The organism is Kitasatospora sp. NPDC097691, assembly GCF_040302665.1.
GTDB lineage: Bacteria > Actinomycetota > Actinomycetes > Streptomycetales > Streptomycetaceae > Kitasatospora.
On the sequence record NZ_JBEORY010000060.1, the window covers coordinates 16709 to 31042 of the forward strand.

Below are 14334 nucleotides of genomic sequence, written 5' to 3' on the forward strand. Positions count from 1 at the left end.
CTGGTCGTCACGCTCCCTTCGCCGCCCGGAAGAGGGCTGCTCGCGGATCGTCGGAGGCGGTGGCCTCGCGGTACTGCTCCAGGGCGTCCAGCGCGTCGCCGCTGACGTGCTGGGGTACCACGACCTCGACGGTGACGAGGAGGTCGCCGCGGGTGCCGTCCTTGCGGGTGGCGCCCTTGCCGCGGGCACGCATGGTGAGGCCGTTGGCGCTGCCCGGGGGCAGCTTGAGCTTCACGGAGGGCCCGCCGAGGGTGGGTACTTCGATGGTGGCGCCGAGGGCCGCCTCGGGGAAGGTGACCGGGACGCTGACGGTGAGGTTGTCGCCCTTGCGGCCGAAGACCGGGTGCGGGTCGACGTGCACGGTGACGTAGAGGTCGCCGGGCTGGCCGCCGCGTTCGCCCTGGGCGCCCTTGCCCTTGAGGCGGATGCGCTGGTCGGCGTGGACGCCGGCCGGGATGCGGACCTGCATGGTGCGGGCCGAGCTGGCCCGGCCGCTGCCGTGGCAGTCGGTGCACGGGTCGTCGACGATCATGCCCCGGCCGCGGCAGTCCTTGCAGGGCTCGGAGAGCGCGAAGGCGCCCTGGCCGCGGCTGACGGTGCCCGCGCCGACGCAGGTGGGACAGACCCGCGGGGTGGTCCCGGACTTGGCGCCGGTGCCGTTGCAGGTGCGGCAGGGGGCCTGGCTGGTCATCCGCAGCGGGACGGTCGCGCCGTCGACCGCCTCCTCGAAGGAGAGGGTCACCTCGGTCTCGACGTCGGCGCCGCGCCGCGGCTGGGCCTGGCGGGTGCCGCCGCCGCGGTTGAACAGGCCGCCGAAGACGTCGCCGAGCCCGCCGCCGCCGGGGGTGCCGCCCTGGCTGCCGCTGAAGAGGTCGCCGAAGTCGAAGCTGTAGCTGCCGGTGCCGCCGGGGCCGCCGCCGGCGCGGAAGCCGCCGTTGGCGAAGAGGCTGCGGGCCTCGTCGTACTCCTTGCGGCGCTTCTCGTCGGAGAGGACGTCGTACGCCTCGGAGATGTCCTTGAACCGCTCCTCGGCTTTGCTGTCACCCTTGTTGGCGTCGGGGTGGAACTCGCGCGCGAGCTTGCGGTAGGTCTTCTTGATCTCGGTGGCGGTGGCGTCCTTGGGCACGCCGAGGACCTTGTAGTAGTCCTTCTCCACGTAGTCCTTACCGCTCACGGCTTGAGCCACCTCCCGAGTCCATCGTCACTGTGCTGTCAACAGCAGCAGAACGCAACGCCGTTGACAGCGCGCTGCGGAGTCGGCCGCCATACTGGCCGGCGTACGACTCCGCAGCGCACTGGTTGTCAGCTGTCACAGGTTGTCAGCTGTCCGAGCCACCGTCGGACTTGTCCGCGTCGCCCGACTTCGCGTCGGTGTCTGCGGCCGTCTGGGTGCCCGGCTGGGGCTCCGCGACGGCGACCATCGCCGGGCGGATGATCCGCTCGCCGATGCGGTAGCCGGGCTGGAGGATCTGGACGCAGGTGTCCTCGGTGACATCCGAGGAGTAGCTGTGCATCAGCGCCTCGTGCATGGTCGGGTCGAAGGGCTCGCCCTCCTTGCCGAACTGCTGCAGGCCCAGCTTGGCGACGACCGTCTCCAGCGACTCGGCGACGGACTTGAAGCCGCCCGTGACCTCGCCGTGCTCGCGGGCGCGGCCGATGTCGTCCAGGACCGGGATCAGGGACTCCAGGATGTTGGAGACCGCGATCTCGCGGACGGTCAGCCGGTCGCGCTCGACCCGCTTGCGGTAGTTCTGGTACTCGGCCTGGAGACGCTGCAGGTCGCCGGTGCGCTCGGTCAGTTCGCGCTTGGCGGTGGCGAGCTCCTCCGAGGCGCCCTCGGCGGCACCGGCCGCCGCGGCCTCCTCGGCGGCCTTGATCACGGCCTCCTCGGCGGCGGAGTCGTCGCCGGGCTTGCCGCCCTGCGGCTTGTCCGTCATGCCGACGCACCGCCCTTGGGCTTCTCGTCGTCCACGATCTCGGCGTCGACGACGTCGTCCTCGGCCTTGGCCTGGGCGGAGTCGCCGGCACCCGCGGCACCGGCGGTGGCGTCGGCGTTGGCGTACAGCGCCTGGCCGAGCTTCTGCGCGGTGGTGGAGACCTTCTCCGAGGCCTCGCGGATCGTCGCGATGTCCTCGCCCTTCAGGGCCTCCTTGAGCTCGCCGATGGCGGTCTCGACCTCGGTCTTGACGTCGGCCGGGAGCTTGTCGGAGTTGTCCGCGATGAACTTCTCGGTCGAGTAGACGAGCTGCTCGGCGGAGTTGCGGGTCTCGACGGCCTCGCGGCGCTTGTGGTCGTCCTCCGCGTACTGCTCGGCCTCGCGGCGCATGCGGTCGACCTCGTCCTTCGGCAGCGAGGAGCCGCCGGTGACGGTCATCTTCTGCTCCTTGCCGGTGCCGAGGTCCTTCGCGCCGACGTGCATGATGCCGTTGGCGTCGATGTCGAAGGTGACCTCGATCTGCGGCAGGCCGCGCGGCGCCGGCGGCAGGCCGGTCAGCTCGAACATGCCGAGCTTCTTGTTGTACGCGGCGATCTCGCGCTCGCCCTGGTAGACCTGGATCTGTACGGACGGCTGGTTGTCCTCGGCCGTGGTGAAGATCTCGGAGCGCTTGGTCGGGATCGTGGTGTTGCGCTCGATCAGCTTGGTCATGATGCCGCCCTTGGTCTCGATGCCGAGGGACAGCGGGGTGACGTCCAGCAGCAGGACGTCCTTGACCTCACCCTTGAGGACACCGGCCTGGAGCGCGGCGCCGATGGCGACGACCTCGTCCGGGTTGACGCCCTTGTTGGCGTCCTGGCCGCCGGTCAGCTCCTTGACGAGCTCGGCGACGGCCGGCATGCGGGTCGAGCCGCCGACCAGGACGACGTGGTCGATCTCGGAGAGCGAGATGCCGGCGTCCTTGATGACGTTGTGGAACGGGACCTTGCAGCGCTCCAGCAGGTCCGTGGTCAGCTGCTGGAACTGGGCCCGGGTGAGCTTCTCGTCCAGGTGCAGCGGGCCCTCGGCGGAGGCCGTGATGTACGGCAGGTTGATCGAGGTCTCGGAGGACGAGGACAGCTCGATCTTGGCCTTCTCGGCGGCCTCGCGCAGACGCTGCAGGGCCATCTTGTCCTTGGACAGGTCGACGCCGTGGCCGGACTGGAAGACCTTGACCAGGTGGTCGACGACGCGCTGGTCCCAGTCGTCACCACCGAGGTGGTTGTCACCGTTGGTGGCCTTCACCTCGACGACCCCGTCGCCGATCTCCAGCAGGGAGACGTCGAAGGTGCCGCCGCCGAGGTCGAAGACCAGGATGGTCTGGTCGTCCTTGTCGAGGCCGTACGCGAGGGCGGCCGCGGTCGGCTCGTTGACGATGCGCAGGACGTTGAGGCCCGCGATCTCACCGGCCTCCTTGGTGGCCTGGCGCTCCGAGTCGTTGAAGTACGCCGGGACGGTGATGACGGCGTCGGTGACGGTCTCGCCCAGGTACGCCTCGGCGTCGCGCTTCAGCTTCTGCAGCACGAAGGCCGAGATCTGCTGCGGGTTGAAGTCCTTGCCGTCGATGTTGATCTTCCACCCGGTGCCCATGTGGCGCTTGACCGAGCGGATGGTGCGGTCGACGTTGGTGACCGCCTGGCGCTTGGCCACCTCGCCGACCAGGACCTCGCCGTTCTTGGCGAAGGCGACGACGGACGGCGTGGTCCGAGCGCCCTCGGCGTTCGTGATGACGGTGGGCTCGCCACCCTCCAGAACGCTGACGACCGAGTTCGTCGTACCGAGGTCGATGCCGACCGCGCGTGCCATCGTAGATACCTCCACGGAAGAGTTGAGCTTTACAGGCTCAAGGATGCATGACCCGACGGGCAGCGTCAACAGCCATGAGCGAGTGGCGCTCAACTTTGCTGAGCGGGATGGCGCGGGCGGGGCTGCCGGAGTGCCGGTCGGGCCCGGTGGGGCGCCGGGCGATCCCGGCGGGGTGCGGACGGTCCGCGCGGGCGGCGGGTGGGGCCCCGTCGTGGCGCGGCCGCGCTCGCGTGACTGTCGCCATAGCTTGGGAATCTTCTGGAGAAGGGTCGGCGACCGGTAATGTCCGGGCCGTCGGCCCGGCAAGTTACCGACCAGTACACTCGAAGTCGACAACCTTAGAACCGCAGAGACTGCTCAACCGCAAAGCCGCAGGAGACGGAGAGCCGATGCAGCTAGCAGCGATCGTCATCTCGCTGGTCACATTCGTGATCGGCACCGCGCTCGCCGCCCGTGCGGCGCTGTACATCTACAAGGTGGTGCGTACCGGTGCGCCGGACTCCACCCGCTTCGGGCAGCCCGCCCAGCGGGTGAAGACCGTCGCGACCGAGTTCGTCGGCCACACCAGGATGAACCGCTGGGGGATCGTGGGCATCGCCCACTGGTTCGTCGCCGTCGGCTTCTTCAGCCTGGTGCTGACCATCGTCAACGCCTTCGGTCAGCTCTTCGACGCCGACTTCGCGCTGCCGATCATCGGCCACTGGATGATCTGGCAGCTCTTCGTCGAGCTGGTCGGCACCCTGACCACGCTGGGCATCCTGGTCCTGATCGTGATCCGGCTGATGAGCCTGCCGTCGCGGTCCGGCCGCAAGTCCCGCTTCGCCGGCTCGATCGCCTGGCAGGCCTTCTACGTCGAGTACACGATCCTCGGCATCGGCCTGTGCATCCTGATGCTGCGCGCGCTGGAGGGCGCCCTCAACGGCGTCGACTCGTACGGTCCCGAGCACCTGGTCTCGTACCCGCTCGTCACCGCGCTCAGCGGGCTGTCGCACGGCACGCTGGAGAACCTGATCTACCTGTTCGCGATGCTGAAGATCTGCATCTCGTTCGCGTGGGCGACCACCATCGGCCTCAACCCCTCGATGGGCGTGGCCTGGCACCGGTTCCTCGGCTTCTTCAACATCTACTTCAAGCGCGAGGAGGACGGCGGCACCGCGCTCGGCGAGCTCCGTCCGATGACCAGCAACGGTCAGCCGATCGACTTCGAGGACCCGGCCGACGACGCCGTCTTCGGCGTCTCCCAGGTCGAGCACTTCTCCTGGAAGGGCATCCTCGACTTCTCCACCTGCACCGAGTGCGGCCGCTGCCAGTCGCAGTGCCCGGCCTGGAACACCGGCAAGCCGCTCTCGCCGAAGCTGCTGATCATGAGCCTGCGCGAGCACGCCTACGGCAAGGCCCCGTACCTGCTGGCCGGCGGCGGCAAGGACATGGAGGGCAACGAGCAGGCCACCTCCGAGCAGCTGAAGGACGTCCCGGCGGCCGCCCTGGCCGAGGCCGAGCGCCCGCTGATCGGCACCGCCGAGGAGAACGGCGTCATCGACCCGGACGTCCTGTGGTCCTGCACCACGTGCGGCGCCTGCGTCGAGCAGTGCCCGGTGGACATCGAGCACATCGACCACATCGTCGACATGCGCCGCTACCAGGTGATGATCGAGAGCAACTTCCCGACCGAGGCCGGGACGATGCTCAAGAACCTGGAGAACAAGGGCAACCCGTGGGGCCTGGCCACCAAGGCGCGCCTGGACTGGGTCAAGGAGCTCAAGAAGGAGACCGGCATCGAGGTGCCGGTGATCGGCGAGGACATCGACCCCGCCGAGGTCGAGTACCTCTACTGGGTCGGCTGCGCCGGCGCCCTGGAGGACCGCGCCAAGAAGACCACCAAGGCCTTCGCCGAGCTGCTGCACACCGCGGGCGTGAAGTTCGCCATCCTCGGCAAGGAGGAGACCTGCAGCGGTGACTCCCCGCGCCGCCTGGGCAACGAGTTCCTGTTCCAGATGCTCGGCGCGCAGAACGTCGAGACGCTGAACGCCGCGCTGGAGGACGCCCCGACCAAGCGGATCGTGGCCACCTGCCCGCACTGCTTCAACACCATCGCCAACGAGTACCCGCAGCTCGGCGGGCACTTCGAGGTGATCCACCACACGCAGCTGCTGCAGCACCTGATCGACGAGGGCAAGCTCGTCCCGGTCAACCCGGTCGAGGGCCTGATCACCTACCACGACCCCTGCTACCTGGGCCGCCACAACAAGGTCTACAGCCCGCCGCGCGAGATCATGGACAAGGTCCCGGGTCTGCGCCAGCAGGAGATGCACCGCCACAAGGAGCGCGGCTTCTGCTGCGGCGCCGGCGGCGCCCGGATGTGGATGGAGGAGCGCATCGGCAAGCGGATCAACACCGAGCGCGTGGACGAGGCGCTGTCGCTCAACCCCGACATCGTCTCCACCGCCTGCCCGTTCTGCCTGGTGATGCTCTCCGACTCCGTCAACGGCAAGAAGAACGAGGGCGCGGCCAAGGAGAACCTGAAGGTGGTCGACGTGGCCCAGCTGCTGCTCGACTCGGTGAAGGCGATCCCGCCGACCGAGGCCGAGGAGCGGCCCGCGACGGTGGACGCCTAGCCGTTCGCCGGCCGACGGCCTGCTGTTCGACAGTTCTGCTACAACTGCCCGGCCCGGTGGACGCCGCCAACGCGCCCACCGGGCCGGGCTTTTGGGCCGCCGCGGCGGCTCGCGGCGGCACCGGCGGCGGGCGGCGAGTGATCTCCGTCGCACAGGCGCCGGACGGGCATTCGGTCGGAAGGAAATACAGTAGGCGCCGGACCGGCTCCGTGCCGGTCGACCCGTGCCGGACGCAAGGCCGGACGGGTGCCGACCCGCGCCGGCCGGACGGGTCCGGAACACCGACTCCAGAACACCGACGGAGGCACCGGCCGCCGGGCCGGGCCGCAGAGACCACAAGGGGAACAGCGCAGACCATGACCGAGGCGATCATGCTGGTCGGTGGTAAGGGCACGCGACTGCGTCCGCTGACCACCCACACCCCCAAGCCCATGCTGCCGGTGGCAGGCGTCCCGTTCATCGCGCACCAGCTGGCCCGTGCGGCCGCCGCCGGCGTCACCCGCGTCGTGCTGGCCACCTCGTACCTGGCCGAGGTGTTCGAGGACCACTTCCAGGACGGCACGCCGTACGGCATCGAGCTGGTCTACCTGACCGAGCGCGAACCGCTGGGCACCGGCGGGGCCATCCGCAACGCCGCCTCCGGTCTGACCTGCGGCCCCGACGAGCCGGTCCTGGTCTTCAACGGCGACATCCTCTCCGGCCTGGACATCGCCGCCCTGCGCGACGGCCACGTGGCCGCCGGGGCCGACGTCACCCTGCACCTCACCCGGGTCGAGGACCCGCGCGCCTTCGGCCTCGTCCCGACCGACGAGAACGGCCGGGTGCTGGAGTTCCTGGAGAAGCCGGAGACCCCGGAGCAGATCGTCACCGACCAGATCAACGCCGGCTGCTACGTCTTCACCCGGTCCGTGATCGACCGCATCCCGGCCGGTCGCGAGGTGTCCGTCGAGCGCGAGACCTTCCCCGAGCTGCTGGCCACCGGCGCCCTGCTGCGCGGCGTGGTCGACACCTCGTACTGGCTGGACCTCGGCACCCCGGCCGCGTTCGTCCGCGGCTCGGCCGACCTGGTGCTCGGCAAGGTCGACTCCCCGGCCGTCCCCGGCCCGACCGGCGACGCCCTGCTGCTGCCCGGCGCCACCGTCCACCCGGGCGCGGTGCTCAGCGGCGGCAGCGTGGTCGCCGAGGACGCGGTGGTCGAGGCCGGCGCGATCGTCGAGGGCAGCGTCATCCTGCCCGGCGCGGTGATCGGCCCGGACACCCTGGTCAAGGACTCGATCGTCGGCGCCTACGCGACCATCGGCGACCGCTCGGCGCTGGACGGCGCGGTGATCGGCGACGGCGCGATCGTGGAGTCGGACAACGAGCTGCCGACCGGCATCCGGATCGCCTGCGGCACCCTGCTGCCGGTCGGCGCCGTCCGCACCTCGGCCGGCCCGGGCGGCTGCCCGGCCGGCACCAGCGCCGCGGCGGCGGTGCACGGGCCGTCGGTCACCGCGCAGCGGTAGCACCGGCTCGCGGAGCCCCGCCCTTCCGGCTGTCCGGTCGTTCCCCGGGGCCGTGGGCGGCTTTCGGCCCCGTTCGTCTCAGCCTCGCTGCAAACCGGCCCCGGCTTCGTCCGGGGCCGACGCGGGTTGGGCCGGACGGGTACCTTCAGAGCGTGGCTGGTAATCGATACGACAGCGGTCAGGGCGCCGACCGCCCGCACGGCGGGTGGTCGGCTCCACCGCCGCCGGCGGGGGCGCCCGGGGGGCACGGGCGGACGGACGGGCCGGAGTACTTCACGGCTCCGCACCCGGGAGCCGCAGGTGGACCGGGGGGCACGGCCGACGACGGGTACGACCCGTACGCGGCCGACCAACCCGGGAGCACCCGCGCCTTCCCGACGGGCGCCCCGTACGCGGGCGGCGGCCGGTACGGGCAGGAACCGCCGCACCAGGGCTACTACGACCAGGGGCAGTACCCGGACCAGGGGCAGGGCCAGTACGGGCAGTACCCGCCGGACGGCTACGCCCGTGACGGGTACGCCCAGGACGGCTACGGGCAGCAGCCGCCGTACGAGCAGCGGGCGTACGAGCAGCAGGAACCGCCGTACGGCCAGGACAACGTCGCCGTCTACCGGGCCGGAGGCCAGTCCGCCCCGCAGGCCAGCGGCCCCCGGCCGCAGTGGCGTGAGCTGTTCGTCGGCCTCTTCCGCAGCCCGACCGCGATGTTCGACCGCACCCGCGACCACCAGGTCTGGCTGCCCGCCCTCACCGTCTCCTTGCTGTACGGCGCGCTCGCGGTGCTGGGCATCGGGCTGACCCACGACGACATCGTCAACTCCACCTTCTCCGTGGCGCTGACCGGCATCCTCGCCGCCGCGATCGGCTTCACCGTGGCCGGCGCGCTCTTCGGCGCGGTCACCTACGCGCTGGCCCGCCAGCTCGGCGGCGACGGCCCGTGGAAGTCGACCGTCGGCCTGGCCGCGCTGGTCGGCTGGCTGACCGACGCGCCCCGGCTGCTGCTCGCCCTGGTGCTGCCCTCCGGCAGCGCCGTCGTCCAGGTCGTCGGCTGGGCGACCTGGGCGCTCTGCGCGTTCCTGCTGACCAGCATGGTCCGCCGGCTGCACGACCTGCCGTGGGGCAAGGCCGCCGGCGCCGCGGCGCTGCAGCTGGTCGCCCTGCTGGTGCTGATCAAGCTGCCGACGCTGGGCTGACGGGCGAAGGGCAGAATGGTGGACGGGCCGCAGCCGAGCGCCGGGGCCCGTCCACCCTCTTCGCCCCACGTCCACCGGAGCCAGGCATGACCCTCCCCACCACCCACGTCAGCTTCCCGGCCGGGGCGGTGACCGGCGAGTCCCCGGTGCTCGCGGTGCACCCGCTGGCCGACGGCCGGTACGCCGTCGTGACCGGCGCGACCCCGTTCCACCCGCTCGACCACACCTGGCCCGACCAGCCGGCCGACCTCGGCACCCTCACCGTGGACGGCACCGAGCTGGCCGTGGTCGACTGCCTGACCGGCGCCGTCGGCCCGGACGACGACGCGCTGCTGGTCGGCGCCGACATCCCGGTCCGGCGCGGCGACGAGGAGTGGTCCTGGCTGGTCCTGCACGTCCTCGACACCGACCCGGGTGACATCGTCGGCCGCACCGCCGCGCTCTCCGTCGACGCCGACCGCCGGGGCGCGCTCAGCGCCTCGCACAGCGGCTGCCACCTGCTCGCCCTCGCCCTCAACGCCGCGCTCGCCCCGCGCTGGCGCAAGGACCCGGGCCGCTCGGACGCCTTCGGCAACCCGGACTTCGACAGCCTCGCGATGGCGAGCTCGGTGATGGACACCCAGGCCAGCACCGACACCTACCGGCTCGGCAAGTCGCTGAAGAAGAAGGGCTTCACGGCGGACGCCACCGAGGAGTTCCCCGCCCTGGCCGACGCCCTGCCCGCCCTCACCGAGGACGTCAACGCCCGGCTCGCCGCCTGGGTCGCCGCCGACGCCCCGGTCCGCATCGAGGTGCCCGGCCCCGAGCTCACCGCCCGCCGCCAGTGGCACTGCGAGCTGCCCGAGGGCGGCGCGCAGATCTTCTGCGGCGGCACCCACCTGCACCACCTCGGCGAGCTGGCCGAGCTGCGCACCGAGCTGCGGCTGTCCGAGGACGGCACCGAGCTGGTCGCCGTCACCAGCCCCAAGCGGGCCTGAGAACGCCGCGGGCGGCCACCCCTCGCCCGAGGGGTGGCCGCCCGTCCTGCGTGCGCTCTGCCGGGACCGTCGGGTCCGCTCGGCCCGCTGGGTCCTCGCCGCGTGGTCAGACCGCGGTGCGGTGGAAGTTCAGGTACGAGCGGGACGGCGTCGGGCCGCGCTGGCCCTGGTAGCGCGAGCCGTAGCGCTCCGAGCCGTACGGGTGCTCCGACGGCGAGGAGAGGCGGAACAGGCAGAGCTGCCCGATCTTCATGCCCGGGTACAGCTTGATCGGCAGCGTCGCGACGTTCGACAGCTCCAGCGTCACGTGGCCGCTGAAGCCGGGGTCGATGAAGCCGGCCGTGGAGTGGGTGAGCAGGCCGAGCCGGCCCAGGCTCGACTTGCCCTCCAGCCGGGAGGCCACGTCCTCGGGCAGCGTGATGACCTCGTACGTCGACGCCAGCACGAACTCGCCCGGGTGCAGGATGAACGCCTCGTCGCCCTCCGGCTCGACCAGCCGGGTCAGGTCCGGCTGCTCCTCCGAGGGGTCGATGTGCGGGTACTTGTGGTTCTCGAACACGCGGAAGAAGCGGTCGAGGCGCACGTCGATACTCGACGGCTGGATCATCGACGGGTCGAACGGGTCGATGGAGACCCGGCCCAGGTCGATTTCGGTCCGGATGTCCTTGTCAGAGAGCAGCACGCTTCGAGGTTACGTGCAAGAAAGGGCCCCGGACGAATCCGCCCGGGGCCCCACCGCGTCCTCCTGGTCCTCCCGCCGACCGTCAGGCCAGGAACTCCGCGGCCTCCAGCCGCATCGCCTGCGCCAGTTGCGGCTCCGACAGCTCCCGCACGTCGGCCAGCACCGAACTCCGCAGCCGTCCGCACTGCGGACAGCGGATCAACCGCCCGGGACCGAGCCGGCCCGGACCGAGGTTCTGCATCGGGAACGTGGTGGTGCTGAACAGGTGCCCCTCGGCACAACGAACGACGGCGCGCTGCTCCATCGATCCCCTTCCCATCCCTAACCCAGTACTCACCCGTACTCACGCGCCCTGGCGGCCGAGCCCCGGGACAGCGTCACATTAGGGGATGTTCCGGACAATCCTCACCGTGGCTCGCCGCCCCCGACCCCACCCGCCGGAGCGCTCGTACGCGGCCCACACAGTACGCCTCCGCACCCGCCCCCACCCCGCTCCGCCACGCCCCCGGATCCCTCGTGCAACCGCAGTCACGGATGGGGTACAGTGACACTGGATCGAGCGGTCTCTGACGGCTCATCAGGCGGGCGTAGTTTAATGGTAGAACATGAGCTTCCCAAGCTTAGAGCGCGAGTTCGATTCTCGTCGCCCGCTCCACTGCCGAAAGCCGCAGGTCACATGACCTGCGGCTTTTGCGTTGTCCGGGCTCTGGGGCTCCGGGCTCCGGGGGTGTGGCGGCCGGGCGGAGTGCCGGTTTCGGGGGAAGCCCGGTCGGGGGTGGGGTGTGCGCCCTAGGATCGGCGGGTGACTGATGCGACCGCGCAGCGGCTGCGCGTTCTTCCGGAGGCCTTGTGCGTCGAGCGGCCGGCCGATGAGGCGTCGGCCCTGGCGTCGGCGTGGATCTCGCTGGTCCGGGCCCCCGAGGGGCTGACCGTGGTGCGTGCGGTGGACGAGCGGGTGGACGGTGTGTCCGTCGAGCGGTGGAGGGCGCTGTACAGCGGTGACGCGGCCCACGGGCTCGACCTGCCGGGTGTGCTGTCCCGGCTCCTCGCGCCGTTGGCGGCGGCCGGGGTGCCGGTGTTCGTGGCGTCGACGTTCAACGCGGACCTGGTGCTGGTGCCCGCGCAGCGGCTCGCCGCGGCGGTGGACGTCCTTCGGTCGGCCGGTCACCGGGTCGAGGGCTGAGCGGGAGGGGCCGGGGCGACAGCCCGGCCGCCCCCTCGGAGGCCGGGCTGTCGGGTTCGGCCGGGCGGTGGCTCAGCGGGTGGTGAGGGCTTCCAGGGTGGGGACGAGGGCGGTCGGGGTGGGGAGGGCGGCGTTCTCGGCGCGGAGCCGGTCGGCGGCCTCGCGGAGGCCCGGGTCGGTGATCAGGCGGTCGAGGAGGGCGGTGTCCACGGCGTCGGAGGCCGAGCTCAGCGCGGCGCCGGTCGCGGTGAGCGCCTCGGTGTTGATGAAGTGGTCCGCGCCCTGGGGGAGGAGCAGCTGGGGCAGGCCGGCCTGAAGGGCGGTCAGCATGGTGCCCGAACCGCCGTGGTGGATCAGGGCGTCGGCGCGGTTGAGCAGTTCGTTCAGCGGGACCCAGGGCAGGCCGCGGACGTTGTCGGGCAGGGTGCCGAGCGGGGCGAGGTCGGCGCCGCCGACGGCGAGCAGGAAGTCGGCGTCGACCTCGGCCGCGGCCTCGACCAGGCGGACGACCGCGCGGACGCCGTCGAGCTCGGCGAGGACGGTGCCCAGGGTGACGACGATCCGCGGACGGTCGGCGGGGCGGAGGAACTCGGTCGGGACCACGCCGCCGCCGTTGTAGGGGATGTAGCGCATCGCCAGGCCGCCCGGGTCGCCGCCGAGCGGGCCGACGTTGAGCGCGGTGGAGGCGGCCGGGCCGGCCAGGCCGTGCCGCTCGTAGACGTCGGTGAAGTGGGAGGCGAGCAGCCCGCTCATGGGGATGCCGGGGCTGACCCCGAAGTTGTTGATCACCGACGGGATCTTGAGCAGGGTCGCGACCAGCGGTGCGGCGGCCTGGAAGGAGTCGTGGACGAGCAGGTCGGCGCCCCAGTCGGCGGCGGCCTCCAGCAGTCCGTCGACGCCGGGGCGGGAGGCGTGCGCGAAGATCGCGGCCGCCATGTCGAAGATCTCGTCCTGCGGCTTGTCCGGGGTGACGTACCGGATCTTGCCTTCGAGGCGCTCCTCGAACATCTCCCGCAGGGTCCGGCCGTCGCCGATCTCGACGATCGGGAAGCCCGCGCTGCGGAGTTGGTCGAGCGGCTGCCCGCAGGCGAACAGGACCTCGTGCCCGGCGGCGCGCAGCGCCTGGGCGGTCGGGACCATCGGGAAGAGGTGACCGGCCGCGGCGGGGCCGGTGAAGAGTATGCGCATGGTGGACTCCTTGCAATGAAGCTGACGAGGCAGTCTCACCTTGGAAGTTGACGTTCAGTCAATTTGATTCCAATCACCATGCGCGCTAATCAGCCGTTTTGATCAGGGGCTTGTCTCCCGGGCGGCGGTGTGCTCCGAAATCCGCTTCCGCGCCCCCTCCGCCCTGCGCCGCCCGCCCTGCGCCGCCCGCTGTCCGTGGCCCGTCGGCCGTCGCCCGTTGCTCATGCGGCGTCGAGGAACTCCCGGACGGTCTTGGTGAACGCCTCGCCCTCCTCGGCGAACACGATGTGGCCGGTGTCGAACTCGGCGTAGACGCTGCCCGGGAGGGCGGCGTGCAGGCGCCGCGCGTTCTGCACCGGGACGGTGGCGTCCTGGGTGCAGCCGACCACCAGGGCCGGGGCCTGGACGCGGGGCAGCAGCGGGGTGAGGTCCAGGCCGAGGTCGAGGGCGACGTGCCGCAGGGTGCCGGGGGTCGGCTGCATGTAGGCGGCGTTGGCCTCGACGGCGTCGCGGCCGATCCGGTCGAGGAAGCCGCGGCTGAAGGCGGTGAGGGTGGCGTAGCCGCCGAAGGCGGCCGGGTGGTCGGCGAGCGACAGCCAGGTGGCCATGGACAGGCGCATGTACTCGTCCTGCTCGGCGCTGATCCAGCCGGCGGCGGCGACCAGGCGGCGGACCTGGTCGGGGCGCTGGGCGGCGGCCGCGGTGGCGACGACGGCGCCGAGCGAGAAGCCGAAGACGTCGGCGGGGCCGCGCCCGGCGTCGTCGATCACGGCGTTGACCTGGGTGGCGAGAGTCTCCAGGGTCAGCGGGGAGCCGTCGTCCTCGGCGGCGTCGCTGCCGGAGAGGTCGGGCAGCAGCACGGTGTAGCGGTCGGTGAAGGAGCCCAGCAGGCCGTCCCACATGCCGGAGCCGGGGCCGGTGCCGTGGACCAGGACGAGGGTGTCGGGGCCGTCGCCGACGACGCGGTAGGGGATGCGGGCGGTGCCGACGGTGATGGTGGGCATGACGGGGGTCCTCTCGGGGTCGGTGGTGCCGTTGGGCGGCGGGCTGTTCCCGTCGGCGGCACGAGAAGTAAACTACACAGTGCAGAGCAGTGATGCAACTGCACCGTGCAGTGCAATTTGGAGGTGTGGAAACGGTGGGGATGGAACTGTCCGTACCCGTCCGCCGTCCAAGCAGTGACGGAATCCCAGCCCGGGTTGAACGCCGGGAG

At 71.5% G+C, this 14334-nt stretch carries 11 protein-coding genes, 1 tRNA gene and 1 pseudogene; 6 read left to right on the plus strand and 7 right to left on the minus strand.

The features are described 5' to 3' along the window. Window positions 1–7 precede the first annotated feature (7 nt). From dnaJ to dnaK, 3 genes are all read right to left on the minus strand, one after another. A complete protein-coding gene (gene dnaJ, locus ABTY56_RS31095) occupies window positions 8–1174 on the minus strand; it encodes a molecular chaperone DnaJ (protein ID WP_350632688.1) in 1167 nt (388 codons plus the stop codon). 145 nt (window positions 1175–1319) lie between these two features. Beyond that, window positions 1320–1937: a nucleotide exchange factor GrpE gene (gene grpE, locus ABTY56_RS31100; protein ID WP_350632689.1), complete on the minus strand. Its 618-nt coding sequence runs from the start codon at window positions 1935–1937 to the stop codon at window positions 1320–1322. Continuing rightward, window positions 1934–3781 carry a molecular chaperone DnaK gene (gene dnaK, locus ABTY56_RS31105; protein WP_350632690.1) on the minus strand — a complete coding sequence of 616 codons (1848 nt, stop codon included), beginning with the start codon at window positions 3779–3781 and terminating at the stop codon, window positions 1934–1936. The genes grpE and dnaK overlap by 4 nt, the downstream gene beginning before the upstream one ends. A gap of 389 nt (window positions 3782–4170) precedes the next feature. Between dnaK and ABTY56_RS31110 the strand changes: the two genes are divergently transcribed. The 4 genes and pseudogenes from ABTY56_RS31110 (at window position 4171) to ABTY56_RS31125 (ending at window position 10068) form a co-directional block, all read left to right on the plus strand. Further along, window positions 4171–6396, plus strand: coding sequence for a (Fe-S)-binding protein (locus ABTY56_RS31110; protein WP_350632691.1), 2226 nt, complete (start codon window positions 4171–4173; stop codon window positions 6394–6396). 356 nt (window positions 6397–6752) lie between these two features. Next, window positions 6753–7826: pseudogene (gene manB / locus ABTY56_RS31115) on the plus strand (mannose-1-phosphate guanylyltransferase); the annotation flags it as partial. 227 nt (window positions 7827–8053) lie between these two features. Beyond that, window positions 8054–9091: a YIP1 family protein gene (locus tag ABTY56_RS31120; RefSeq protein WP_350632692.1), complete on the plus strand. Its 1038-nt coding sequence runs from the start codon at window positions 8054–8056 to the stop codon at window positions 9089–9091. An 86-nt stretch (window positions 9092–9177) separates the two neighbouring features. Then, window positions 9178–10068 carry an alanyl-tRNA editing protein gene (locus ABTY56_RS31125; RefSeq protein ID WP_350632693.1) on the plus strand — a complete coding sequence of 297 codons (891 nt, stop codon included), beginning with the start codon at window positions 9178–9180 and terminating at the stop codon, window positions 10066–10068. 106 nt (window positions 10069–10174) lie between these two features. Here the strand turns inward: ABTY56_RS31125 and dcd are convergent, their stop codons facing one another. Then, window positions 10175–10750 carry a dCTP deaminase gene (gene dcd / locus ABTY56_RS31130; protein ID WP_350632694.1) on the minus strand — a complete coding sequence of 192 codons (576 nt, stop codon included), beginning with the start codon at window positions 10748–10750 and terminating at the stop codon, window positions 10175–10177. 82 nt (window positions 10751–10832) lie between these two features. After that, window positions 10833–11054, minus strand: a complete 222-nt coding sequence (locus ABTY56_RS31135; RefSeq protein WP_030056617.1) for a hypothetical protein — start codon at window positions 11052–11054, stop codon at window positions 10833–10835. Window positions 11055–11331: 277 nt separating this feature from the next. On the opposite strand from ABTY56_RS31135, the gene ABTY56_RS31140 reads away from it, so the two are divergent. Together ABTY56_RS31140 and ABTY56_RS31145 are read left to right on the plus strand one after the other, a co-directional pair. Further along, window positions 11332–11405 (plus strand) — tRNA-Gly (locus ABTY56_RS31140). Between the two features lie 147 nt (window positions 11406–11552). Further along, the gene (locus tag ABTY56_RS31145; protein WP_350632695.1) at window positions 11553–11933 is read left to right on the plus strand and encodes an ACT domain-containing protein; all 381 of its coding nucleotides are present in this window, start codon (window positions 11553–11555) and stop codon (window positions 11931–11933) included. A gap of 72 nt (window positions 11934–12005) precedes the next feature. Here the strand turns inward: ABTY56_RS31145 and ABTY56_RS31150 are convergent, their stop codons facing one another. Both ABTY56_RS31150 and ABTY56_RS31155 read right to left on the minus strand, forming a co-directional pair. Then, on the minus strand, window positions 12006–13121 hold the full coding sequence (locus ABTY56_RS31150) for a nucleotide disphospho-sugar-binding domain-containing protein (protein ID WP_350632696.1): 1116 nt from the start codon (window positions 13119–13121) through the stop codon (window positions 12006–12008). Between the two features lie 221 nt (window positions 13122–13342). After that, window positions 13343–14125 (minus strand): alpha/beta fold hydrolase, encoded by a 783-nt coding sequence (locus tag ABTY56_RS31155; protein WP_350632697.1) that lies wholly within the window; start codon window positions 14123–14125, stop codon window positions 13343–13345. Between the last annotated feature and the right edge of the window lie 209 nt (window positions 14126–14334).